The organism is Agreia sp. Leaf283, from assembly GCF_001422485.1.
GTDB lineage: Bacteria > Actinomycetota > Actinomycetes > Actinomycetales > Microbacteriaceae > Agreia.
This window is the reverse complement of sequence record NZ_LMNF01000001.1, coordinates 270890-295236: the sequence shown is the minus strand read 5'-3', so window position 1 is coordinate 295236 and position 24347 is coordinate 270890. Positions and strand designations below refer to the sequence as shown.

20 protein-coding genes and 1 pseudogene are annotated in these 24347 nt (G+C 69.3%); 16 read left to right on the top strand and 5 right to left on the bottom strand.

What is annotated here, in order from left to right; genetic code table 11:
- Window positions 1-29: 29 nt before the first annotated feature.
- A complete protein-coding gene (locus ASF51_RS01325; protein WP_055924129.1) occupies window positions 30-887 on the top strand; it encodes a LuxR C-terminal-related transcriptional regulator in 858 nt (285 codons plus the stop codon).
- Window positions 888-911: 24 nt separating this feature from the next.
- Here the strand turns inward: ASF51_RS01325 and ASF51_RS01320 are convergent, their stop codons facing one another.
- Window positions 912-1337, bottom strand: a complete 426-nt coding sequence (locus ASF51_RS01320) for an META domain-containing protein (RefSeq protein ID WP_055924126.1) — start codon at window positions 1335-1337, stop codon at window positions 912-914.
- The gene (locus tag ASF51_RS01315; RefSeq protein WP_055924123.1) at window positions 1334-2752 is read right to left on the bottom strand and encodes an NAD(P)/FAD-dependent oxidoreductase; all 1419 of its coding nucleotides are present in this window, start codon (window positions 2750-2752) and stop codon (window positions 1334-1336) included. The genes ASF51_RS01320 and ASF51_RS01315 overlap by 4 nt, the downstream gene beginning before the upstream one ends.
- A 184-nt stretch (window positions 2753-2936) precedes the next feature.
- Between ASF51_RS01315 and ASF51_RS01310 the strand changes: the two genes are divergently transcribed.
- Window positions 2937-4430, top strand: coding sequence for an MFS transporter (locus ASF51_RS01310; RefSeq protein WP_055927679.1), 1494 nt, complete (start codon window positions 2937-2939; stop codon window positions 4428-4430).
- A gap of 84 nt (window positions 4431-4514) precedes the next feature.
- Here ASF51_RS01310 and ASF51_RS01305 read toward each other — a convergent pair whose 3' ends face one another.
- Window positions 4515-4910, bottom strand: coding sequence for a helix-turn-helix domain-containing protein (locus tag ASF51_RS01305; protein ID WP_055924120.1), 396 nt, complete (start codon window positions 4908-4910; stop codon window positions 4515-4517).
- A gap of 89 nt (window positions 4911-4999) precedes the next feature.
- On the opposite strand from ASF51_RS01305, the gene ASF51_RS01300 reads away from it, so the two are divergent.
- The 7 genes from ASF51_RS01300 (at window position 5000) to ASF51_RS01270 (ending at window position 13786) form a co-directional block, all read left to right on the top strand.
- Window positions 5000-5860 carry an SDR family oxidoreductase gene (locus ASF51_RS01300; RefSeq protein WP_055924117.1) on the top strand — a complete coding sequence of 287 codons (861 nt, stop codon included), beginning with the start codon at window positions 5000-5002 and terminating at the stop codon, window positions 5858-5860.
- Window positions 5861-6056: 196 nt separating this feature from the next.
- On the top strand, window positions 6057-7079 hold the full coding sequence (locus ASF51_RS01295; RefSeq protein WP_055924113.1) for a 3-oxoacyl-ACP synthase III: 1023 nt from the start codon (window positions 6057-6059) through the stop codon (window positions 7077-7079).
- A 77-nt stretch (window positions 7080-7156) separates the two neighbouring features.
- Window positions 7157-9838: an alpha/beta fold hydrolase gene (locus ASF51_RS01290; protein WP_055927676.1), complete on the top strand. Its 2682-nt coding sequence runs from the start codon at window positions 7157-7159 to the stop codon at window positions 9836-9838.
- Window positions 9835-10821: an NAD(P)-dependent oxidoreductase gene (locus ASF51_RS01285; RefSeq protein WP_055924110.1), complete on the top strand. Its 987-nt coding sequence runs from the start codon at window positions 9835-9837 to the stop codon at window positions 10819-10821. The genes ASF51_RS01290 and ASF51_RS01285 overlap by 4 nt, the downstream gene beginning before the upstream one ends.
- Window positions 10822-10957: 136 nt before the next feature.
- A complete protein-coding gene (locus tag ASF51_RS01280; RefSeq protein WP_055924108.1) occupies window positions 10958-11614 on the top strand; it encodes a histidine phosphatase family protein in 657 nt (218 codons plus the stop codon).
- Between the two features lie 2 nt (window positions 11615-11616).
- Window positions 11617-13161 carry a serine hydrolase gene (locus tag ASF51_RS01275; RefSeq protein ID WP_055924106.1) on the top strand — a complete coding sequence of 515 codons (1545 nt, stop codon included), beginning with the start codon at window positions 11617-11619 and terminating at the stop codon, window positions 13159-13161.
- A gap of 73 nt (window positions 13162-13234) precedes the next feature.
- Window positions 13235-13786, top strand: a complete 552-nt coding sequence (locus ASF51_RS01270; protein ID WP_157411952.1) for a hypothetical protein — start codon at window positions 13235-13237, stop codon at window positions 13784-13786.
- Here the strand turns inward: ASF51_RS01270 and ASF51_RS01265 are convergent.
- Window positions 13756-15483, bottom strand: coding sequence for a M1 family metallopeptidase (locus ASF51_RS01265; RefSeq protein ID WP_055924099.1), 1728 nt, complete (start codon window positions 15481-15483; stop codon window positions 13756-13758). The two genes, ASF51_RS01270 and ASF51_RS01265, sit on opposite strands and share 31 nt — an antisense overlap.
- Window positions 15484-15697: 214 nt before the next feature.
- On the opposite strand from ASF51_RS01265, the gene ASF51_RS01260 reads away from it, so the two are divergent.
- The 3 genes from ASF51_RS01260 to ASF51_RS01250 all read left to right on the top strand — a co-directional run bounded on the left by ASF51_RS01260 (window position 15698) and on the right by ASF51_RS01250 (window position 18380).
- On the top strand, window positions 15698-16594 hold the full coding sequence (locus ASF51_RS01260; RefSeq protein WP_055924097.1) for a MetQ/NlpA family ABC transporter substrate-binding protein: 897 nt from the start codon (window positions 15698-15700) through the stop codon (window positions 16592-16594).
- A gap of 96 nt (window positions 16595-16690) precedes the next feature.
- Entirely contained in the window at window positions 16691-17728 is a 1038-nt protein-coding gene (locus tag ASF51_RS01255; RefSeq protein ID WP_055924094.1) for a methionine ABC transporter ATP-binding protein, read from the top strand.
- Complete coding sequence (locus ASF51_RS01250; RefSeq protein WP_055924091.1) at window positions 17721-18380, top strand: methionine ABC transporter permease; 660 nt, start codon at window positions 17721-17723, stop codon at window positions 18378-18380. The genes ASF51_RS01255 and ASF51_RS01250 overlap by 8 nt, the downstream gene beginning before the upstream one ends.
- Before the next feature lie 66 nt (window positions 18381-18446).
- Here ASF51_RS01250 and ASF51_RS01245 read toward each other — a convergent pair whose 3' ends face one another.
- Window positions 18447-20567, bottom strand: coding sequence for an FAD/NAD(P)-binding domain-containing protein (locus ASF51_RS01245; RefSeq protein ID WP_055924086.1), 2121 nt, complete (start codon window positions 20565-20567; stop codon window positions 18447-18449).
- Window positions 20568-20728: 161 nt separating this feature from the next.
- Here ASF51_RS01245 and ASF51_RS01240 point away from each other — a divergent pair, with 161 nt between their 5' ends.
- From ASF51_RS01240 to ASF51_RS01230, 4 genes and pseudogenes are all read left to right on the top strand, one after another.
- Complete coding sequence (locus ASF51_RS01240) at window positions 20729-21871, top strand: LLM class flavin-dependent oxidoreductase (protein ID WP_055924083.1); 1143 nt, start codon at window positions 20729-20731, stop codon at window positions 21869-21871.
- Window positions 21858-22292, top strand: a pseudogene (locus ASF51_RS19510) (GNAT family N-acetyltransferase); the annotation flags it as partial. The gene ASF51_RS01240 and the pseudogene ASF51_RS19510, both read left to right, overlap by 14 nt.
- 192 nt (window positions 22293-22484) lie before the next feature.
- Window positions 22485-23504, top strand: a complete 1020-nt coding sequence (locus tag ASF51_RS19505; RefSeq protein WP_369797298.1) for an amino acid ABC transporter permease — start codon at window positions 22485-22487, stop codon at window positions 23502-23504.
- Complete coding sequence (locus ASF51_RS01230; protein WP_082479444.1) at window positions 23501-24340, top strand: amino acid ABC transporter ATP-binding protein; 840 nt, start codon at window positions 23501-23503, stop codon at window positions 24338-24340. The genes ASF51_RS19505 and ASF51_RS01230 overlap by 4 nt, the downstream gene beginning before the upstream one ends.
- The last annotated feature ends 7 nt before the right edge of the window (window positions 24341-24347 follow it).

Genomic DNA, 24347 nt, shown 5'->3' with positions numbered 1-24347 from the left:
GGTACGGCTCCAGCGGGTAGGGTGGCCGGATGCCTGACCCCGACCTCGACGACACCGCCTTCGACGACACCGCCTCGGCCGCCAGCAGACGGTGGCGAGCCGAGCAGGCCCGCCTCTCCGCAGAGCAGACCGACAGGCACGCCGTGGTGCTGGAGTCTGTGCTCGCCGTGCTCAGATCGACCCGGCTCGACGATCGCGCATCCAGAGCCATGGCGATCGACGTGGCCGCGTCGGCTCTCGTGGGACTGCGCACGGCAAGCGACGAACGCTCGAGTGTTCAGCTCGAGCCGGTGGTCGGAGCGTTCGCGCGCCTTCGCAGCGACCTTCGCCCCCTTGTGCGCTTCGGCGACCTCGACGTGCAGTTCGTCGAGCCGCCGTCGACCGGCCGGGCGCTTCCCGGTGAGGTCGCGCACGCCGCCCGCGCCATCGTTCGCAGCGCCGTGCTCGCGCTCGTCGACGCGGGCGAGAGCCGCAAGGTGCGCATCCAGTGGGACTGCGACGGGCTGAACCTGCTCATCGGAATCCGCGACGACGGGGCGGGCGAGCTCACGCCCCACGATGATTCGCTGCGGCCGATCGCCGAACGTGTCACCGCGTTGAACGGCGGCTTCGACGTCACAGCGACTCCCGGGTGGGGATCGTCGCTCGCGATCACGCTGCCCCTCGATCCGCCCGCCGTTCCGGAGCCGCTCGCCGACGTGGTGTCGCTGTCGCCGCGGGAGCGCGAGGTGCTGAAGCTCGTGGCCTCGGGCGCCCAGAACCGCGCGATCGCGGAGCAGCTGGGAGTCAGCGCCAACACGGTGAAGTTCCACGTGTCGAACGTGCTGCGCAAGGCCGGCGTCCGCACCCGTGGAGAGCTCGCCGTGCTGAGTCGCCCGGGGGCGTAGCGGCCGCCCCGACACGGCAGGGTTCTAAGAGCCCTCGAGCCGGCCGATGACGGTTCCGTCGGCCGACTTCACAGTCATGACGCCGGCCTGCACCTGGGCGGTCGCGACCTGAGAGAGCCACGTGTCGATGCCCTCGCAGGCGATCTCCGTCGACGCGATGTCGCCCAAGACCACCCCGTCACTCTCCGCGTACGTCCACGTTCCGCTGAGCGTGTTGCATCCGTCGCTGCCTCGAAATGTGCCGTTTTTCTCAAGGGATAAGTACGGCTGCAGGAGGGAATCGCTCCCGTCTTCTGTCCACGTACCGACGAGCCCGCCGGGGAGGAGGATGACGTTCGACGCGGGCGTCGAGGCAGGTCCGCCGATGGCGCAGGCGGAAAGAAGGAGCGATGCAGCGAAGGCGGATGCGGCCCCGACAAGGCGGAGTCGGCGTCGTGGGGCGTGTCTCACCTCAGCTCGCCATCGTCGTCCGCGGGGGCAGCGGCCAGCAGTGCCCTCGCCGCCATACCGATCACGGCGCTGTAGGTGGGGTAGGCGAAGCGCACGTTCGCGAGGGTCGACACGTCGACTCCCGCTGCCATCGCGGTGGTCACCGACTGGATGACCTCGATCGCGTTCTCCCCGACGGCGTGGGCTCCGAGGATCAGCTCGCGTCGTGGGTCGGCGATGAGCTTCAGGAAGCCTGTCTCCCGGTCGTCGATGACCGCGCGGTCGACAGCGGCGAAGGCGACGGTCGCAACGACGCACTCGATACCCCGCTCGCGGGCATGCTGCTCGGTGAGTCCGACGCCCGCGTAGTCGGGGTCGGTGAAGCCGCCCGCCGGAAGCAGATGATGCGGAGTTCGACGGTTGGCGCCCAGCACGGCGTTCTCCGCCGCGGCCTCGCCCTCGAACTGTGCCGCCTGCACGAGCATGTCCCGCCCGTTCGCGTCGCCGACGGCGAAGATGTGCGGAACGACCGTGCGGAAGTACGCGTCGGCGGGAATGGCCGAGCGCACGACCTCGATGCCCGCCTTCTCGAGACCCAGGTCCTCGACGTCCGCCGGCCATCCGGTCGCCATGATGACGGCGTCGAAATCGGCCGAGTGCGCGGCGCCGTCGTCTCTCCACGACAGGGTGATGCCGCCGTCGTCTGCGCGCGCCAGACCGTCGACGCCGTCGATGCCAGTGCGCACCTCGATTCCCTGCTCGACGAAGGCGGCCGACACGGCCTCGGAGATCGACGGATCGGAGGGCATGAGCACCCGCGGCGCGAGGTCGAGCACGGTGACCTGCGATCCGAAGGAGCTGAACACGGTGACCAGCTGGGCTCCGGTGTTGCCCGCCCCGATCACGGCGACGCGGCCCGGCAGCGACGGCAGGTCGAGCACCTGTTCGGGCACCGTGGCAAGCTCGGCGCCGGGGATCGGCAGGCGCCGCGAGTGACCGCCGACGCACACGAGGATCGACGAGGCCGTGATGCGGCGACCGCTGTCGAGAACGAGGGTCTTGTCGTCGGCGAACCTCGCCCGTCCCTCGTGAATGAGGTGGATGCCCGCCTCGGCGAATCGTTCGGCCTCGCGTTTGATCGAGCGCACGCGGTCGACGCGCTCCCTGACGCGGGCGACCGTCGTGGCCCAGTCGATCGTGGGAGCCGCGACCTCGACCCCGTAGACGTCGGCGTGACGCGTCTCGCGAATGAGTCGCGCGGTCTTGGCCAGCACGCGCGTGGGAACGCATCCCGTGTTCACGCAGGTGCCGCCGACCCGCGCCGCCTCGAGAACGACGACGCTCGCGCCGAGTTCCGCCGCGCGGAGAGCGGCGGCAGTTCCCGCGGGGCCGGCGCCGATCACGGCCACATCGTAGTGATCCCTGTAGTCAGTCATGGTGGGAGAGTAGCGCGGCCGACCATGAACACGGCAGGGGTGGCGCGCGAAATTCGGGTTGACCAAAAGCGCAATGGGTGCATCGCGAGGCGGATGCGAGCGTATGATTCTGAAGTCGTCCGCACCCGGGCTTCGTTCGGGCGATCGATTCGCTCGGCTGATTTTGAGTCTGAAAGGCCCGTTCGTGGCTGAAACTGTCCGGGGCGACAACCCCACTTCCTCTCCCTCCGCTCCTCCCGTCGTGTCGCGCCGGGCGTGGCAGGCGCTCATCGTGCTGCTCGCCGGCATGTTCATGGCACTGCTCGACACCACCATCGTCAACGTGGCCCTGCCCACGATCCGCACGACCCTCGACGCCAGCGAGGGCACGCTCTCATGGATCATCTCGGGCTACGCTCTCGCGTTCGGCCTCGCCCTGATTCCGGCCGGTCGCGTGGGCGACCGCATCGGGCACAAGTGGGTGTTCTTCACCGGGCTCGCGCTCTTCACTCTGGCCAGCCTCTTCTGCGGCCTCGCCCAGAACGACCTGCAGCTCGTGATCGCCCGCGTCGTGCAGGGTCTGGCCGGCGGCATGTTCGTGCCCGCGGTGACCGCATTCATCCAGCTTCTGTTCCCCGGCCGCGTGCGCGGCAAGGCCTTCGCCATCATGGGCGCGGTCATCGGTGTCTCCTCTGCGCTCGGTCCGATCATCGGCGGTCTCCTCATCCAGGCCTTCGGCGAGACCGACGGCTGGCGGCTGGTGTTCTGGGTGAACCTGCCCATCGGCATCGCGACGCTCGTGGCGGCGGCCATCCTGCTGCCGAAGCAGAGCGACGAGGAGGCGAGCCACGCCGACCGCTCGGGCCTCGACTGGATCGGCCTCGTGCTGGTCTCGGCGAGCCTCATCGCGCTGCTGGTTCCGCTGATCGAGGGCCAGGACACCGGCTGGCCGCTCTGGACGATCCTCTCCCTCGTCGCGGGCGCGCTGCTCATGGTCGCCTTCGGCGCGTGGGAGGTCGCCTACACGAAGCGCGGACGCAGCCCCCTCGTTCCGCCGCGGCTGTTCTCGCACCCGGCGTTCACCGGTGGAGTCATCCTCGCGCTCGTCTACTTCGCCGCCTTCACCAGCATCTTCTTCACGATCTCGATCCTCTGGCAGTCGGGCCTCGGCCACACCGCCCTCGAGTCGGGCATCGTGTCGATTCCGTTCGCGATCGGAAGCATCGTGGGCAGCTCGCAGAGCAACCGCCTCACGCAGCGCCTCGGTCGCACCGTGCTGATCCTCGGTACGCTGCTGGTCGTCGTCGGCCTGGCCTGGCTCTGGCTCGTACTGCTGCTGACCGACGCGGCGGACCTTACCAACTGGCTGCTCATCGCCCCGCTGCTCATCGCGGGCCTCGGCAACGGACTCTTCATCGCGCCGAACGCGCAGTTCATCGTGGCCACGGTCGACCCCCGCGAGGCCGGCGCGGCCAGCGGCGTGATCGGCGCCGTCCAGCGCATCGGAAGCGCCGTGGGCATCGCGGTGATCGGCAGCGTGTTCTTCGGCAGCCTCGTGATCGGTGGCAAGACGCCGGATGCCGTGGCCACCGGATTCACGGACGCGGCGGCCGCCGCGATGGTCGTCTCACTCGGCTTCGCGGTGCTGGCGTTCATCCTCGTGTTCGCGCTGCCGCGCCGCACGAACACGGGTCACTAAAGCCGTATCCGCGCCTGTTCGGCGCATCCGCCACCGGACGACCGGGCGCCGATGTGCCGAACAGGAGCGGATGCCTCGGCAGCCTCAGGCGGTCGCGCGCGTCTCGTCGTAGGTGGCGCGCGACGCCCCGATGCCGTCAGCGGATGCCTCGAGCAGGTCGGCGAGGGTGCGCAGGTTCTCGGCCACCAGGGTGCCGAGTGCGGTGAGGGAGTACTCGACCCGCGGCGGAATAGTGGAGTGCACCTCGCGCGTGACCATTCCGTCGCGTTCGAGGGTCTGCAGCGTCTGGGAGAGCATCTTCTCGCTGACTCCCTCGACCTTGCGCCGCAACGCGTTGAAGCGGAAGTCGCCTTCGCCGAGGGCGAGCAGAGCAAGGCTCGACCACTTCGTCGACACGTCTTCGAGAGCTGCGCGTGACGTGCAGTCGCGCGCGAAGACAGAGGTCACGAGCTCGTTGCTCGGAGTTTCCTGATCTGTCATGTCTCCATCGTAGCCTGTGCTGCGCTTTTGGGGGTACTGTGTAATAGTTAGTGCTACACGAACGAAAGCCCTCGAGAAGGAGCAACATCATGACCACCTACGCCGTCACCGGAGCATCAGGACCGTTCGGTCACCACGCCGTCACCTCGCTCATCGAGGCCGGGGTGCTCGCGAGCGACATCGTCGCCCTCGTGCGCACGCCCTCGAAGGTCCAGGACCTCGCCGATCAGGGCGTTCAGGTCCGCGCCGCCGACTACTCCGACGCCGCCACGCTGCCCGACGCCCTCGCGGGAGTCGACACCCTTCTGCTCGTCTCGGGCAGCGAGGTCGGCCAGCGCGTGCCTCAGCACACCAACGTGATCGATGCGGCGAAGGCGGCCGGCGTCTCGCGCATCGCCTACACGAGCGCGCCGCGCGCCGACACGACCGAGCTGGCTCTCGCCCCGGAGCACAAGGCGACAGAGGAGGCTCTTCGGGCATCCGGCATCGCCTTCACCATTCTGCGCAACGGCTGGTACATCGAGAACTACCTCGGCCAGGTCGAGCAGTACCGCGCGACGGGCGAGATCGTCGGAGCAGCCGGCGACGGACTCGTCTCGGGCGCACCCCGCGCCGACTTCGCCGAGGCCGCGGCCGCCGCGCTCGTGCAGTCCGGCCACGAGAACGCGGTCTACGAGCTGGGCGGCGCTCCGGCCTTCACGATGACCGACCTCGCTGCCGCGCTCTCCACGGCCACGGGCACGACGATCGTCTACCGCGACGTGACCCCCGACGAGCTCGTCGCCACGCTCGAAGGCGTCGGTCTGGATTCGGGAACGGCCGGCTTCGTGACGGCGCTCGACGTGGCGACGAAGCGCGGCGACCTCTTCACCGACTCGGGCGACCTGCAGCGCCTGCTCGGGCGCGAGAGCACGCCGCTCGCCGACGCGATCGCCGCTGCACTCAAGTAGCCCACCGAGAAGACGTGGATGCGCGGGAGTTCCCGCCGAGAGCCGTGGCCCAGCCACCGCGCCCGGCGGGAACTCCCGCTCTGCGGTGAGGAGTCAAGTGGGGCAACCCCCAGCTTGTGAGGAACTAAACTCTCCTGTGGACGATCGCTCAGTTTGCGAGCCGCACCCCACGAACACAACTCGATAGGAACCTCCGTTGGACGGAAACGCTACGACGACTCACCGCAATGTCGCACTTCTGTCGGTCGCAACCACCATGGCGACCCGAATCACGACATCCGAAGAGATCGATCGTCGCCTCGCTCCCGCGCTCAAACGCCTCAAGCTTCCCACCGGGCTCCTGCAGCGCGTCGCCGGAGTGCACGAGCGCCGCAACTGGGGAGAGGGCCAGACCTTCGACGACGCCGCCATCGAAGCGGGCAAGAAGGCCCTCGCCGAGGCGGGCATCCGGCCCGACCAGGTGGGCCTGCTCATCAACACCTCCGTGACCCGCAAGCACCTCGAGCCCTCCGTCGCCGTGCGCATCCACCACGGGCTCGGCCTGCCGAGCTCGGCAACGAACTTCGACATCGCCAACGCCTGCCTCGGCTTCGTGAACGGCATGGCGCTCGCGGGCCAGCTCATCGACGCCGGCCAGATCGACTACGCCGTGATCATCGACGGCGAAGACGCCGACGAGATCCAGGTCAACACCATCGAGCGCCTGGGCCGCGAGGGCATCAAGCGCAAGGACTTCATGAGCGAGTTCGCGAGCCTGACCCTGGGTTCGGGCGCCGCAGCGGCCGTGATCGGCCGGGCCGACCTGCATCCGGAAGGCCACCGCATGCTCGGCGGCATCACCCGCGCGGCCACCCAGTTCAACGACCTCTGCGTCGGCAGCGTCGACGGCATGTTCACCGACGCGAAGGCCCTGCTCAAGGGCGGCATGGAGCTGGTCGTGAGCGCCTGGAAAGACGCGAAGCGCCAGTGGAGCTGGTCGCACATGGACCGCTACATCATGCACCAGGTCTCGTCGGTGCACACGAACGCCATCGTCAAGGCCGCGAACCTCGACGCCACCCGCGTGCCCATCACCTTCCCGCTGCTCGGCAACGTGGGTCCCGCGTCGATTCCGATCACGCTCGCGCAGGAGGCCTCGAAGCTCGTGCGCGGCAATCGCGTTCTGCTGATGGGGGTCGGCTCCGGCCTCAACACCTCCATGATGGAGATCGCCTGGTGAGTCACGGCTCCTCCCGCCTGCCCCGGTCGGCGGGTCGAACCGCTGCCGCGTCTCTCCCGCCCGCCGGCCTGCCGGGCATGGATGCGCGATTCTCCCGCCTCGTCGAGGTCGCAGACAGCGGCTCCGGTCGCCCGGTCACCTGGCATCTGCTCGACAACGGCCCTGTGCTCGACGAGCTCGGAGTGACCCCCGTGGGCACGCTGCTCTGCGTTCACGGCAACCCCACCTGGTCGTACCTGTGGCGCGGGCTCGTGGCCGCAGCGACGGGCTCCGGCTCGGACGACGTGTGGCGGGTCATCGCCGTCGACCAGCTCGAGATGGGCTTCTCGGAGCGCACAGGCACGGAGCGGCCGCTCGAACGTCGGGTCACCGACCTCGCCGCCCTCACCGACACCCTCGACCTCACCGGCCCGGTCGTCACGGTCGGGCACGACTGGGGCGGCGTCGTCTCGATGGGCTGGGCGGTCGACCACCCCGAGCTCCTCTCCGGCGTCGTGCTGCTGAACACCGCCATCCACCAGCCCGAAGACCGCGCCATCCCCTGGCCGCTGCGGCTCGCCCTGCAGCGCGGGGTGCTGGGGCGCGCGACCGTGGCCACGCCCGCCTTCCTCGAGACGACGCTGGCGCTGGCGCATCCGCCTCTCTCCGCCGAGGTCAAGAACGGCTACCGCGCGCCGTATCGCTCGGCCGACCGGCGCGGCGGCATCGGCGCGTTCGTGGCCGACATCCCGGTCGACGAGCAGCACGAGTCGTGGAATGAGCTCGAGCGCATCGCGGCCGGTGTGCGCGAGCTGGGCGTTCCGTCGCTCATGCTGTGGGGCCCGCGAGACCCGATCTTCTCCGACACCTACCTCGACGACCTCGCCGAACGGATGCCGCTGGCCGACATCCACAGGTTCGAGGGCGCCGGGCACATGATCGCGGAGGACGTGGAGTACGCGCCGGTCGTTCTCGACTGGCTGGGTGGTCTGTCCCGTTCCCGTTCCCTGAGCCTGTCGAAGGGAACCGAGCCCGTCGACAAGCTCCCCTTCGACAAGCTCAGGGAACGAGAGCTCGACAAGCTCCCCTTCGACAAGCTCAGGGAACGGGAGGCGTCGGAGCGACCCCTCTGGAGCGTGCTCGACGAGCTGCGCGACAGCTCCGAGACGGCGCTCGTCGACATGAAGCCGTACCGCACGGTCTCGTGGAAGCTCCTCTCCAAGCGCGTGCGCCAGCTCGCCGCAGGACTCGTGCGCGCAGGAGTGAAGCCCGGCGACCGCGTCTCCCTCCTCATCCCGCCGAGCGCAGACCTCACCGCCGTGCTCTACGCCTGCCTGCGCATCGGCGCGGTCGTGGTCGTCGCCGACGCGGGCCTCGGCCTGCCCGGCCTGACCCGCGCCGTGCGCGGTGCCCGCCCCGACCACGTGATCGGCGCCCTGCCCGGACTCACCGTGGCCCGCGCGTTCTCCTGGCCCGGCCAGAAGATCTCCACCACCACGCTTCCCCTGCCCACCGCGCTCGCCCTCGGCGTGCGTCACTCCCTCGGCGAGGTCGCGCGGCTGGGCGCCGACGAATCCCTGCCGGAGCCGCCCGCGGCATCCGCTGTCGCCGCCGTTCTCTTCACGTCGGGATCGACCGGACCGGCCAAGGGCGTCGTGTACACGCACGAACAGCTCGAGGCCGTGCGCGACGCCCTCTCGTCGCAGTACGACGTGGGCGTCGGCACCGGGCTCGTCGCCGGCTTCGCCCCGTTCGCGCTGCTCGGCCCCGCCCTCGGTGCGCGCTCGGTGACTCCCGATATGAACGTGACGTCGCCGCGCACGCTCACGGCGAAGGCCACCGCCCGGGCGGCGGCCGCGGTGGATGCCTCGGTCGTCTTCCTCTCGCCGGCCGCGCTCGCCAACGTGGTCGCGACGGCGGATGCCCTCGACGCCTCCGACATGGCGGCGCTCGCGGGCGTGCACACCTTCCTCTCGGCGGGTGCCCCCGTGCCCGAGTCGCTGCTCGCCGCGGCCGGTCGCCTGATGCCGAACGCCACCCCGCACACCCCCTACGGCATGACCGAGGGGCTGCTGATGACCGACATCACGCTCGACGGAATCCGCGCCGCCGCCGCCGATGCCGCCGCGCTGCCCGGCGGCGAGCACGCGGGCGGCGTCTGCGTCGGACGCCCCGCGGGGTCGGTGCGTGTGCGCATCGCGGCCCTCGACGAGAACGGGATGCCCGTGGGCGGGCCGAGCGATCGGCCCGGCGTCACGGGGGAGATCGTTCTGTCGGCTCCGCACCTGAAGCAGTCGTATGACAGGCTCTGGGCCACCAACCGCATCGCCGACGCCGACTCGGTTCCGGCCGCGGAGGGCGAGCGGTGGCACCGCACCGGAGACGTCGGGCACCTCGACGCCGCCGGACGCCTTTGGGTGGAGGGCCGCCTTCCCCACGTGATCATCACGGCCGGGGGAGTCATCACACCCGTCGGCCCCGAGCAGAGGATCGAGTCGCTGCTCGGCGTGAACAGGGCGGCCCTCGCCGGCATCGGTCCTCGCGGAACGCAGCAGCTCGTCGCCGTGCTCGAGACCGACCCGGCCGCGAGCCGCCCCGCAGCCCTCGGCGACAGCGACCTCGTTGCCGCCGTTCGCCACGCGACAGCACTCGACATCGCGGCAGTGCTCGTCGTCGCCGCCCTGCCCACCGACATCCGGCACAACTCGAAGATCGACCGCTCGGCCCTGTCGCGCTGGGCCGAGGGAGTGCTCTCGGGTGCGAAGCTGAGCGCACCGTGAAGGTTCTCGTCACGGGGGCCAGCGGCTTCCTCGGAGGCGCCGTCGCCCGCGAGATCGCCGGCGCCGGGCACGAGGTGCGCACGTTCCAGCGGCGGCCATCCGGTGTCGACGGCGTCGACGACGTCCTCGGCTCCCTGACGTCGCAGGCCGACGTCGAACGCGCCGTCGAGGGCATGGATGCCGTGGTGCACCTGGCCGCGAAGGTCTCGTTGGCCGGCGACCCGGCCGAGTTCGAGGCCGTGAACGTCGGCGGCACGCGTACCCTGATCGCGGCGATGCGCCAGGCCGGGGCCGGCCGTCTCGTTTTCGTGTCGTCGCCGTCGGTGGCGCACGCCGGGGCATCCATCGTCGGAGACGACGCGCAGCCGGCCGACCCCGCGCACGCACGCGGCGAGTACGCCCGTACAAAGGCGCGCGCCGAGCTGCTGGCCCTTGGTGCGGACTCCGCGTCGCTGCGGGTCGTGGCCGTGCGGCCGCACCTGGTGTGGGGGCCGGGCGACACGCAGCTCATCGAACGCATCGTGGAGCGCGCGCGGGCGGGGCGGCTGCCGCTGCTCGACCGGGGCGCCGCGCTGATCGACACCACGTACATCGACAACGCCGCGACCGCGATCGCCGCCGCCCTCGAGCGCGTCGACGAGGTGCACGGCAACGCCTACGTGATCACCAATGGAGAGCCGCGCCCCGTGGCCGAGCTGCTCGCGGGCATCTGCGCTGCGGCAGGTGTTCCGGCGCCGGCGTGGAGCGTTCCCGCCGGGGTCGCCCGGGTCGCGGGCTCCCTGATCGAGGCCGTCTGGCGCGTGAAGCCGGGGGTCGACGAGCCGCCGATGACGCGTTTTCTCGCGGAGCAGCTCTCGACCGCGCACTGGTTCGACCAGCGACGCACCCGCGCAGAGCTGCGATGGCAGCCCGCGGTGAGCCTCGACGAGGGGCTGCGCCGCCTTGCCGCGCACTACGCGACGGCTGAGCGCTCCGTTCCCTGAGCTTGTCGAAGGGCGCGTCTCGACAGGCTCGACGAACGGCCCGTTCCCTGAGCTTGTCGAAGGGGCCGTCTCGACAGGCTCGACGAACGGGGCTCGACGAACGGGGCGCGACGAACCGGGCCGGTAATGTCGAAGGATGCGTTTACTGCTGATCCGCCACGGCCAGACCCCCTCGAACATCATCGGAGCCCTCGACACCGCGATTCCCGGACCCGGCCTCACCGACCTCGGCGTCGAGCAGGCCGCCGCTGTTCCGGGCGCGCTCGTCGACGAGACGATCGGCGCGATCTTCGCCTCGACGCAACTGCGCGCGCAGCTCACGGCGGCGCCGCTTGCCGAGGCCCGCGGCCTCACGGTCGAGATCCGCTCGGGCCTTCGCGAGGTGGATGCCGGAGAACTCGAGATGCGCAACGACGATGAGGCCGTGCGCATCTACATGGAGACCGTCATCGCCTGGGCCGACGGCGACGTCGATCGGCGGATGCCCGGGGCCGAGTCGGGCGCCGAGGTCTACGCCCGCTACGACGAGGTGATCGCAGAGGCCGCCGCCACGGGGCATTCCGCGGTGGCGATCGTGTCGCACGGAGCCATCATCCGGTCCTGGGTCGGAGCCCGCGCCGAGAACGTGAGCGCCGACTTCTCGGCCGAGCACTCGTTGAGCAACACGGGCGTCGTCATTCTCGAGGGCAGCCCCGAGTCGGGCTGGCGCGCGCTCACCTGGATGGGCCAGGCCATCGGTGGGGCCGCGGTCGACGACGCCGCCCACGCGGGCCCGGCATCCGAGACCCGCTGATCATGACCGCCGCATCCGAGCTGTCTGCCGACGTCGTCGCGCGCCTTGGCTCCTGGTTCGACGACACCGAGCTGGTGAGCCCGTCGATCAGCTACGCCGTCTTCGATCGCAGCGGGGTGCTGTTCCACCACGGCATCGGCGAGTTCCAGCTCGACGGCCGGGCGCCCGCCGAGAACACGATCTACCGCATCGCCTCGATGTCGAAGAGCTTCTGCATCGCCGCCGTGCTCGTGCTGCGCGACCGCGGACTGCTCTCGCTCGACGATCGGGTTTCCGACCTCGTGCCGCAGTTCCGCGACCCGGTCGACGAGGCCGGGGTCGTGCAGCCCGTGACGGTGCGGATGCTCATGAGCAACTCCTCGGGGCTGCCCGAGGACAACGGGTGGGCCGACCACGAGCTGGCCCTCTCGCGTGCCGACTTCCTCGACGTCGTCGAGGCGGGCCTGGGCTTCGCGGGCCTGCCCGGCGTCGGCTTCCAGTACTCCAACGTGGGCTTCTGGCTGCTCGGCGTGATCGTCGAGGACCTCACCGGCCAGGGCTTCGAGCAGTTCGCCCGCGAGACGTTCCTCGGGCCGCTCGGGCTCTCCTCCACCGGCTACAAGCCCGCCGATTTCGCGGGCGACGGCGAGGGCGGCGGCGGCATCGCGCACGGCTTCACGAGCTACGACAAGGGAGCCAGCTGGGTCTCGCGCCCCGTCGTCGGTGGCGGCATCGGGGCCTGCGCCGCCAGCATGTTCAGCACCCCGCCCGACATCGCCCGCTGGAGCGCCTGGCTCTCGAGCGCCTTCGACCCGACGAACACCGACGACGCCATTCTCAGCAGGGCATCGCGGCGCGAGATGCAGCGCATCCACACCGTCGCGCCGGGTGCCGCCGATCGAACCGCCGATCAGACCCTCGAGGCGCAGGGCTACGGCCTCGGTCTCTACGTCGAGCACGACGTGCGCTTCGGCCGCTTCGCCCAGCACTCGGGCGGTCTGCCCGGCTGGTCGTCGAACATGCGCTGGCACCTGGAGTCGGGCGTCGGCGCCGTGGTCTTCGGCAACACCAACGGTCTGAAGCTGTCGGTCGCGGCGGCCGGCATGCTGCGCCTGGTGCTGGGCTCGCGCGACGAACCCGCGCGGCGCATCCCGCTCTGGCCCTCGACCGTCGAGGCTGCCCGCGCCGTCGACACGGCCGTTCGCGGGTCGGGGCGCATCCTCGACGCGGCCACGCCGCCCACGATCTTCAGCCCGAACCTGCTCGGCGACGTGCCGGCCGACGTGCGCGACGCGCGCATCGCGGCGGCGATCGCCGAGGTCGGCGGGGTTCTGGATGCCGACGGCACGCCGCCGCTCGACGCCCGGCTCACCTGGTCGGTCGCGCCGGCCCACGTCGCCTGGACGATTCCCGGCCGCACGGGCGAACTGGAATGCCGCATCGAGCTGACGCCGACCACGCCGGCGATGCTGCAGCGCTTCGACGTGGCGGTGCGCACCCCGACGACCCCGCTCTCGCCGGTGCTGCGTCGCTACCGGCCTGTGGACGCCGCTGCGCCGACCGACTAGCCCGACGACTGCTCGTGTCGAGGGGGACAACTCCCCATCGTCTTGCGGGGGACGGTGGCCGTAGGCTCACGGCATGAGTCGCATGCCGGAGTCGAAGGCGCCGCCGTCGCGCGCGTTGGTCGTCGTCGGGCTGATCCTCAGCGCGCTCGGGGTGCTCGGGCTGCTCGGAGGAGCATTCCTGGTGCTCGGCGCGGGGTTCCAGCTGGCCCCGGCCGTGCCGTTCGGCGAGGTCATGACGGTGGAGGTGTCGCGCGGAGACCACGCCGTGTACGTCACGCCCAACGACCAGTGGGGCGACATCTCCTGCACAGGTGATCTCGACGGTCAGGAGATAGGGCTCAGGCCAGACATGACTCAGCAGGGGCTGCTGCTGCCGGAGCGGTGGGACGCTCAGGGAAGCTTCGGGACCACCACATCAGGCGTACTCGAGATCTCCTGCGACGGCCCTGTGCCGGATGGCCGCTTCACCGTGGGCCCGGTCGTGTCGTTCTTCTCCATCGTCGGGGCCGTGGCGGTCGGTGCGCTGGCGATCCTATTCTTGGTCACCGGCCTGGTGCTGCTGGGTCTGGCGCGCTGGAGAGCCCGCCGGTCCGCTCAGCCGAGCGCCGGCTTGCCCGCCGTGTAGATCCAGGTGTCGAAGAATTCCGTGAGGTCCTGTCCCGACACGCTCTCGGCGTAGTCGACGAACTGCGTCGTCGACACCGAGGTGCCCGCGTTCTCCGTGGCCCAGCCCTTGAGGATGGCGAAGAAGTCGTCGTCTCCGACCTCGTTGCGCAGCGCCTGCAGGGTCATGGCGCCGCGTGAGTAGACGGCGCCGGCGAAGATACCTGCCGAGCCCGGGTCCGCAACGACGGTCTGCCAGTACGACGAGGTGCCGGAGCGCGCGTAGGCCGCGTCGAAGCTCTGCTGGGTCGTGCGACCGCCCTGTCCCTCCTCCCACAGCCATTCGGCGTAGGTGGCGAAGCCCTCGTTGAGCCAGATGTCCGACCAGCGGTTCATCGACAGGTCGTCTCCGTACCACTGGTGGGCGAGCTCGTGCACGACGACGCTGGCATCGACGTCGGCCGGGAACGCCCACGCCGGGTAGATGGGTCGCGTCTGGTTCTCGAGCGCGTAGGGCAGGTCGTCTCCCGTGTCCTCGTCGATGTAGCCGATGGCGATGCCGCCGGCTTCTGAGAACGGGTACGGGCCGAAGTATGTCGACAGGAAGTCGATGACCTCGGGCTCGGTCGCGAAGATCTGAGAAGCGATGTCGCCCACCTTGACTCCGGGGGCGCCGTCGACGTCGCGGTCGAACAGCGTCGGGTCGATCGCGTCGACATAGGTGATGCCGGTGGCCGGGTCGGTGTTCGTCTCGACGTCGAAGTCGCCCAGCGTCGCCGTGGCCAGGTAGGTGGCCATCGGCTTCTCCATCTCCCAGTCGAAGGTGTCGAGGCCTGCGGCGGTCGTCTGCGAGGCGAGCCGGCCGTTGCCGATGACCTCGAGGCCTGTGGGAACGGTCATGCGCGTCGAGAAGGTGGCCTTGTCGCTCGGGTGGTCGTTCGACGGGAACCACGTGGCCGCGACCCGCGGCTGTCCCACGACGACCGCGCCGGTCGGGGTGGGGAACACGCCCGCCGGACCGAACGCATCCGCTACCACGATTGGCACGCCGCTGTAGGTGACGGCCGTCGTGATCGTGGCGCCGAGCGGGATGCCCGCGGGCGGCACGATGGTCAGCTCGGTGCGCGGGGGCGTGGCGTCGTCGTCGCCCGAGCCTTCCACCTGCGGCTGGCCGGTGGATGCGCTGATCTGGGTGGACGCGAGGCTCCATGCGGCGGGCACGCCGTCGACGGTGATCGACGAGATGACGATCGCGTCGTCGCCGTTCACATCGCGGGTGTCGAAGTCGAGGTTGAAGGCCGACAGGTTCTGGGTGGCGGTCGCCGTGACCGTGGTCGTGCCCGAGAGCACGTCGGTGTCGGGCGCGTAGGCGAGGTCGAGGTCGTAGTGCTGCACGTCGTAGCCGCCGTTGCCGTCGAGCGGGAAGTAGGAGTCGCCGATGCCGGCCGCCCCGGGCTCGAAGTCGACGGGCGTGACAGGGTCTGGCGTGACCGGGTCGGTCGTCGCGGGGGGCGTCGCCACGGGAGCGCTCATCCCCGGCGGGCACGGTTCCGCGGCACTGGCCGGGGCTGGTGCGATGCCGCCGGTGGCGACGAGGGCCAGCAGCAGGAGGGGGACGGCCGCGAACACGGCGGCCTTCGCGCCGCGCTGGCGACGGCCGAGCAGCAGCCAGGCGGCACCTCCTGTCGCGAGAAGAAGTACGGCGATGATCAGGAGCATCGGCCCCGAATCGAATCCGGTCGCGGCAAGAACACACGTCGTCACAGAAGGTTCCCATCTTGTTGCAGTCTGGCGACCTTATCGAGATTCGGTCGGTGCGCACCAGACACGAACGAAGTCAGTTTGTTACAGGTACATTTCGCGCCGTGGGGCCCCGTCCGTAGCGTGGGCAGCTGCTTGACGACAGCACCTGCTCCATCGAAAGGAAACACCCATGTCCCTCACCAAGAAGATCCTGGCCGCAGCAGCCACTCTTCCCCTGATCGCCGTTCTCGCCGGTTGCGCCGGATCCGCAGCCGATGCGGAGAAGGGCACGGAAGACAACCCCGTGAAGATCGGCGTGGTCGGCGCCAGCGACCCGTACTGGGAGGTCTACAAGAAGGCCGCGGCAGACGAGGGGATCGCCGTCGATATCGTCGACTTCACCGAGTACCCGCAGCCGAACCCGGCTCTCACCGAGGGCGAGATCGACCTCAATCAGTTCCAGCACATCGTCTACCTCGCCCAGTACAACGAGGCGTCCGGCGAAGACCTGGTGCCGGTCGGCGCCACCGCCATCTATCCGCTGGCCCTGTACTCCACGAAGTACGACTCGGTGAAGGACATCAAGGAGGGCGACACCGTCGCCATCCCCAACGACGAGTCGAATCTGTCGCGCGCGCTGCTGGTTCTGCAGTCCGCCGGACTGGTCGAGCTGAAAGACGGCGGAAGCATCTTCTCGACCGTCGACGACGTCGACACCGACAAGTCCACGGTCAAGGTGACCACGCTCGAGGCATCGCTCACCCCCACATCGCTTCCCGACGTGGCCGCGGCGATCATCAACAACGACTTCGTCGCCGACGCAGGCCTGACGTTCGAGGACGCGATCGCCCAGGACGATCCGTCTGATCCCAACGCGCTGCCCTACGTGAACATCTTCGCCGCGCGCGCCGAAGACAAGGACAACGAGACGTACGCAAAGCTCGTGAAGATCTACCAGGACACGAAGACCGTCACCGACGCCGTGCAGGAGAACTCGGGCGGAACCGCCGTGTTCGTCAAGACGCCGGTCGAAGACCTGCAGTCCTCGCTCGAGAAGGTCCAGTCCGACATCAAGGCCAAGGGCTAGCCGCAGCTGCTCGCCACCCCTTCGACAGGCTCAGGGAACGGACCCGTTCCCTGAGCCCGTCGAAGGGCATCCGCCGTTAACAGAGAGACTCACCCGATGCCCCTCATCAGCCTGCGAGACGTCACCAAGTCCTATCCACCCTCCCAACGCGGCGGTCCCGTCGTGAACGCCGTCGAAGGACTGAACCTCGACATCGACGCCGGCGACATCTACGGAATCATCGGCTACTCGGGTGCAGGCAAGAGCACACTCGTGCGCCTCATCAACGCCCTCGAGCACGCCACGAGCGGCAGCATCCTCGTCGACGGCGACGAGGTGACGAGCATGAAGGAGAGCGAACTGCGTCGTCTGCGTCTCGGCATCGGCATGATCTTCCAGCAGTTCAACCTCTTCAACTCGAAAACGGTCGCCGGCAACGTCGCGTACCCCCTCGAGGTGGCCAAGACGAAGCGGGCCGACATCGCGCCGCGCGTGGCCGAGCTGCTCGACTTCGTCGGCCTCGCCGACAAGGCGCGCAACTATCCCGAACAGCTGTCGGGCGGCCAGAAGCAACGCGTCGGCATCGCACGCGCCCTCGCGACGAGCCCCCGCATCCTGCTCGCCGACGAGGCGACCAGCGCGCTCGACCCCGAGACCACCCACGAGGTGCTCGACCTGCTGAAGCGCGTGAACACCGAGTTCGGCGTCACGATCGTGGTCATCACGCACGAAATGGATGTCATTCAGACGCTGGCCACGAAGGTCGCGGTCATGAATGGCGGGCGCATCGTCGAGCAGGGCGACGTGTTCGACGTGTTCTCGAAGCCGACGGAGGCGTCGTCGCAGCGGTTCGTCTCGACCGTGGTGAGGGGGGTGCCCTCCGAAGCAGAACTCGTTGCGCTGCGGCAAAGGCATCGGGGACGCATCGTGACGCTCTCCTTCCGCGACGGCAACACCTCGCAGGGCGCCGTATTCTTGACCCTCGCCGAGGCAGGCGTCGCATTCGAGCTGATCTACGGCGGCATCAACGACATCCAGGGTCGTGTGTTCGGCCACCTCACCCTCGCCCTCACTGCCGACGGCGCCGCCATCGACCGAGCACTCGCCACGATCTCCACGCAGGTCGACGTCACGGAGGCACCGAACCATGGATGACCTGATTCCTCTTCTGCCCAAGCTGTGGCAGGCCAGTTACGAGACGCTCTACATCGTGGGCCTCAGCCTGCTCTTCGGAGGCATCGGCGGGCTCATCCTGGGCCTCGGTCTGTACACGACGCGGTCGAACAGTCTCTTCGCCAACAAGCCCGTGTTCGGTGTGCTCAACGTTCTCGTCAACGTCTTCCGGCCGATTCCGTTCATCATCTTCCTGGCCGCCGCGCAGCCGCTCGCTCGCTTCGTCACCGGCACGGGAATCGGCAACACGGCCATCATCTTCACGCTCTCGCTGGCCGCGGCGTTCGGCATCAGCCGCATCGTCGAGCAGAACCTGCTGACCGTGCAACCCGGGGTCATCGAGGCGGCGAGGTCGGTGGGTGCGAGTCGCAGCCGCATCATGCTGACCCTGCTCATTCCGGAGGCGCTCGGGCCGCTGATCCTCGGGTACACCTTCATCGTGGTCGCTCTCGTGGACATGTCGGCCGTCGCAGGGTACGTCGGCGGTGGCGGTCTCGGAACATTCGCCATCCAGTACGGCTACCGCCAGTTCCACCCGGTGGTCACGTGGGCAGCCGTGCTGGTGATCATCGTGATCGTGCAGCTGGTGCAGTTTCTCGGCAACTACCTCGCCCGCAAGGCGCTCCGCCGCTGACGGGTGATCTCGATACGGTCGCGGGGCAACCTACTCGATCAGCGCGGGAGTGCGTCGCTGCGCGAGCTACTCGATCAGCGCGGGGGAGGACGGCGCCGGTCGAGTGGGTCGCGAGGAACGAGCGGGCGTATCGAGACCACGCTCCTCGGCCAGCTCGGCGAGGCGGGCCAGAATGGCGCGGGCGACCTTGTCGTTCTCCCGGAACGAGATCGCATTGGTGCGCGGGCGCGAGAACGCCCCCACGAACGGAGAGTTCGTGTACGGCCCGATCGCGTACTGGCGTGAGGAGTGCGAACCGCCCGCGCCCAGCAGCCTCGTGTCGAGCTGCCGCACCGACAGCCTTCCCGTGCTGGCCGAGTACGCCCCGTCGCTCACGATCTCCTCGAGGCCGGCTCCACTGGTCACCAGCGACCTCAGCAGCTCGTTGTCGCTGCGCGAGATCGCGGTCTCGGGCAGCCGCGCATCCACCAGGGCGCTCGCGGTGACGGTCGTGGGCGTCGTGGCGCTGCCCGCCCGGAAGATGCCCTCGTTCTCGTCGGCCTCCACCCAGATGCCAGCACCGAGGAACTCGACGATGCCCGCCTCGGACAGGGCCACGAGCTCCTCGAGCCGGTGCGCGGGCGGCCCGCTGGCGATGAAGCTGAAGTAGCCGAGCCACCAGCCGTGGATGTCACGCACCCTCGACTGGGCGGTCCACTTGGGCGAGTCCACGATGTCCGACAGGGTGAAGAGGCTCGTGAGCAGGGCGATGAACAGCCCGAGGGTGGCGCTGTGCTCCGGCCGGGTGCGCAGCTGCAGGTCTGTGCGGATGTAGTCGCGCACGAGCTCCTGCAGCTCGGCCGGGTCGGCGACGAGGGCGCCGCCGAGCGGTCGGTCGAGCTCCGGCAGGAAGAGCCTGTCCTCCGCGTAGGCGACCGTGCCCTCGACCAGGTCGACGAAGGTCTGCGCGTCGCGGGCGATGTGCTCGTCTTCGCCCTCGAACGACGGGATCGCGTGGCCGCGCGGTGTGCTGTCGGCGACATCGATGTGCGGGGCGGCCAGCAGCAGCGCCCGCGGATCGAGCCGGTCGAAGACGTGAACGAAGGCATCCCAGCTCGACTCGACCCGCTCGGGGTGTCCGGTGAACAGCTCGCGGTAGTAGCCCCACAGCATGTCCTTCGCGGTGAGGGGCCACACGTCGACGCTGAGGTCGAGCGACGGCAGCGACTGCTCGAGCGAGCGGGCCACGGCGGGTGTGAAGTACCGGGCCTCCGGACGCTCGCCCGCGAGCGTCGACGAGATCTTCGAGTGGTACGGAACCCCGCGGCGCGATCCGAAGTACAGCCGCGGCTCGAGGCCCGACGCCGTGTAGCGCAGCACCCCGTCGTCGCCGCGACCGAAGCGGCCGCCGCGCCCCTCGGTGAGCAGCACCGTGAGGTCGACGGCCGCGAGGCCCATGCCGCGCACGATCACACGCTGGCCGGGCACGATCGCGCGGGTGTCGGCATCCGCCGTGAACGCCGGCGGCAGGTAGAACAGCTCGCGGCGGCGCGCGAAGTCGATGAGGTCGGCGTGCTCCGGCTCGGCCTCGGCACCCGTGTGGCCGAGCGAGTACAACACCACGTCGGCCGCGATCGAGACGCCATCGTCGAGCCGGATGCGATGGGTCGGCCCCTCGTCGACGGTCTCGACGGCGGATGCCCGGTGCACGACGACCGTGACGGTCTCGGGAAGGAGACCCACGGCATCCTCGAAGAACCAGCTGAGGTAGAGGCTCTGCAGCCGACGCGTGGGAAAGCTCGCGGGCGACAGATTCTCGATCTCCTGACGGAGACGCGCATCGACGCGCGGAATCGCGATCTCGCCCGCGTTCACGAGGCCCGCCCACTCGATGAGCGACGGGCCCGGCCGCACCGGTCCGTCGATCGTCGACGACTCGTCGGTGAACATCGTCACGTCGGCCGCCATCGAGTTGAGCTTGAGAAGAGGGGACTGCGCGTAACGCCAGATGCGGCCGGGGCCGGCCGGATGCGGGTCGATCACGTGGAGGACGATCCGTGCGTCGGTGGTCCACAGCTCGGGCAGGTTGGCGGCGAGCCGCTCGAGAACTCCGGCTCCGCGGGGGCCGCCTCCGATGAGGGCGACGTGGAGCTCGGGCGAGGTGGCTGGCTCGGGCGAGGTGGCTGAGGAGTGGTGCGCGTGCGACATCCCACAACCGTCGACGTTTCGTCCACCGAAATCGAGGTTTGTGACCCCGCGTGACGACGTGACGAATTGTGAACGAAACCGCTTGGCCGGCTTGCGCGAGCACACCTAACGTCTCTCCAACGCGACACGGCCCGTGTCGAGACCATAAGAAGGAGGCAGCCATGCCCATCGAATTCCTCGGCATCGCCGGGCTCAATGACGGCGGCGAGACCCAGTCGCGTTCCGGCGCCAGTTTCGACAAGGACTACACGCTGCGGTTCGCCCGAGCCCATGAGGACAACGGCTGGGACCGCATCCTCTTCGCCTACCACTCGGGCTCGCCCGACCCGGCGACCGCGGCGGCCTACATCGCGTCGAAGCTCGACCACCTCAAGATCCTGCTCGCGCACCGGCCGAACGTGTCGTATCCCACCTACGCGGCGAAGGTCTTCGCGACGCTCGACCAGATCAGCGACGGACGCCTCAACGTGCACGTCATCACGGGCGGATCGACGGCCGACCAGGCGGCGGAGGGCGACTTCCTCACCAAAGACGAGCGCTACGCCCGCACCGGCGAATACATCCGGATCGTGAAGAAGGCGTGGACCAGCCGCGAGCCGTTCAGCTTCGACGGGGCGCACTACCGCTTCGAGAACTTCGTCAGCGACATCTGGCCGGCGCAGCAGCCGCGGCCGCAGATCTCGTTCGGCGGATCGAGCGATGCCGCGTACCGCATCGGTGCGGCCGACGCCGACATCTACGCGCTGTGGGGCGAGCCGCTGGCGAACACCGCCGAGCAGATCGAGCGCATCACGGTCGAGGCGCTCGCGGCCGGACGCACCGAGCGGCCCCGCATCCAGGTCGCGTTCCGTCCGATCCTCGGCGCCACCGAGGAGCTGGCGTGGAAGAAGGCCGAGGAGATTCTCGGAAAGATCGAGGCGCGGCAGGCGCAGGCGGCGCCGAACTCGTTCGTCGGCGACCTGAAGAATCCCGAGAACGCCGGATCGCAGCGCCTGCTCTCGATCGCGAGCCAGGGCGACCGCTTCGACCGGGCGCTGTGGACGAGGCCCGCTGCGGCATCCGGCGGTCGGGGCAACTCGAACGCCCTCGTCGGCACACCCGAGACGGTGGCCGCCGCCCTGCTCGACTACATCGACCTCGGAGTCGACATCATCTCGGCCCGCGGCTACGACTTCGTGAACGACACGATCGACTTCGGCCGCTACGTCATTCCGCTGGTGCGCGACGAGGTCGTCAAGCGCGACGCCGCCGCGGCGAGCGTGTCCTCTGCAGCCCGGCCGGAGGCATCCCGTGACGCTGCATGAGCACACCGTGCAGGTGATCGACCGCTTCGTCTACGTGGCGGCCGATGACGTGCTCGCCGAGCCCCTGCTGCGCGAGCTCGAGCAGGAGTACGACGCGCGCTACGGCGAGTTCTTCGGCGAGAAGGCGTCGGCCGAGATCCGACGCTATCCGGTCGAGGCGTTCTCGCCCGAGCAGGGTGGAGCGTTCGTGCTGTTGCTGCGGGGCGGCGTGCCGATCGCCGGCGGCGCCTACAAGAGGTTCGACGAGCGCACGGCCGAGCTGAAGCGCATCTGGACCTCGTCGGCGCACCGCCGCCAGGGCCTCGCCCGTCGGGTGGTCGCCGAGCTGGAGGCCGAGGCGGTGCGCCGCGGCTACACGCGGGCCTACCTGACCACCGGTCCGCGTCAGCCCGAGGCCAAGCACCTCTACTTCCAGACGGGCTACACCCCGCTCTTCGACACCACGCTCGACCCCGAAGAGGTGGTCGTGCACGGGTTCGCCAAGAGCCTGGATGACGTGCCGCTCGACGTGGCCGGCATCACGACGGCCCATGACGCGAGCCTCGCCGTGCGTTCCCTGAACCCGTCGAACCGTTCCCTGAGCCCGTCGAAGGGGGATGACCGTTCCCTGAGCCTGTCGAAGGGGGAACGACGCTCGGATGAGCCCTTCGACAAGCTCAGGGAACGGGCCGTGAAGGTGGTGCCCACGCGGCACTGGTGGCGGTGGGTGCTCAGCGCACTGGTCGCGTTCGTCGTGCTGCAGTTCGTGTGGTCGCTCGTCACGAACCAGCAGTACGAGTGGAACGTGTTCGCCGAGTACTTCTTCTCGCAGTCGGTGCTGAACAGCCTCGGCGTGACCCTGGGCCTCACGGTCGTGTCGGTCATCGGAGGGTTCGTCCTCGGAGCGGTGCTCGCGAACTTCCGGCTCTCGAAGTCGCCGCTGCTCAGCGGAGCGGCCTACGCGTACATCTGGTTCTTCCGCTCGGTTCCGCTGCTGGTGCAGATCCTCGTCTGGTACAACCTCGGCTACCTCTATCCGACGCTGGGGCTGGGAACCCCGTTCACCACGGACTTCTGGCTCGTCGAGTTCTCGACCACCACGCTCATCACGGCGTTCGCCGCGGCGACCATCGGACTCACGCTGCACCAGGCCGCGTATTTCGCCGAGATCATTCGCGGCGGCATCCTGTCTGTCGACCAGGGCCAGCTCGAAGCGTCGGCCGCCCTCGGCCTGCCGCGCCGGGTTCGATTCTTCCGCATCATCCTGCCCCAGGCCGCGCGGGCGATCCTGCCCAACTTCTTCAACGAGGTCATCGGTCTCGTGAAGGGCACCTCGGTGGTGTTCGTCGTGGCGCTGCCCGAGCTGTTCTACACGGTGCAGGTCATCTACAACCGCAACCAGCGGGTCATTCCTCTGCTGCTCGTGGCGGTGGTCTGGTACGCGATCATCACGACCGTGCTCTCGATCATCCAGTTCTACGTCGAGCGGCACTACGCCCGCGGCGCGCATCGCGAGCTGCCGCCCACGCCCATCCAGCGGGCCACGGCCTGGATAAAGCTGCAATGGGCGCGCCTCGGCGACGAGACCGGTGACGACCCGCTCGCTGCCGAGAAGAACCGACGACACGACACCGTTCTGGGGAGTGGATCATGAGTACACCGACGTTCATCCGATCCTTCGACGAGCAGGCGATCCCGCTCGCGCTTCCGGTCAAGCCGGTTCGCGCCACCGTCGGGCTCGTCGAGATCACCGACGTCTCGAAGAGCTACGGCGCCGTGCGGGTGCTGCGCGACGTCTCCCTGACCGTGCAGCCCGGCGAGGTCATCGCCCTCATCGGGCCGTCGGGTTCGGGCAAGTCGACGCTGCTGCGCACGATCAACCACCTCGAGACGGTCGACTCCGGATCGGTGACGGTCGACGGCCAGTACATCGGCTACGAACTGCGCTCGGGCCGGCTGCACGAGCTGCCCGAGAAGAACGTGCTCGAACGCCGCACGCAGATCGGCATCGTCTTTCAAAACTTCAACCTCTTCCCGCACCTGACCGCGCTCGAGAACGTCGTCGAGGCGCCGGTCGCTCTCAAGCGGGCCACCAAGGCCGAGGCCCGCGAACAGGCGAAGGCCCTGCTCGCCCGGGTCGGGCTGGCAGACAAGGAGCACCACTACCCGCGGCAGCTCTCCGGCGGTCAGCAGCAGCGCGTGGCGATCGCCCGAGCGCTGGCCTTGCACCCGAAGGTGCTGCTCTTCGATGAGCCGACCAGCGCGCTCGACCCGGAGCTCGTCGGGGAGGTGCTCGACGTCATCCGGGAACTGTCGAAGAGCGGCACGACGCTCATCATCGTGACCCACGAGATCGGTTTCGCCCGCGAGGTCGCCGACCGCGTCGTGTTCCTCGAGCAGGGCGAGATCCTCGAAGAGGGCACGCCGAGCCAGGTTCTGCTGAAGCCGCGCCACCCCCGAACCAAGGACTTCCTCCGCAAGGTGCTCTGACGACCCG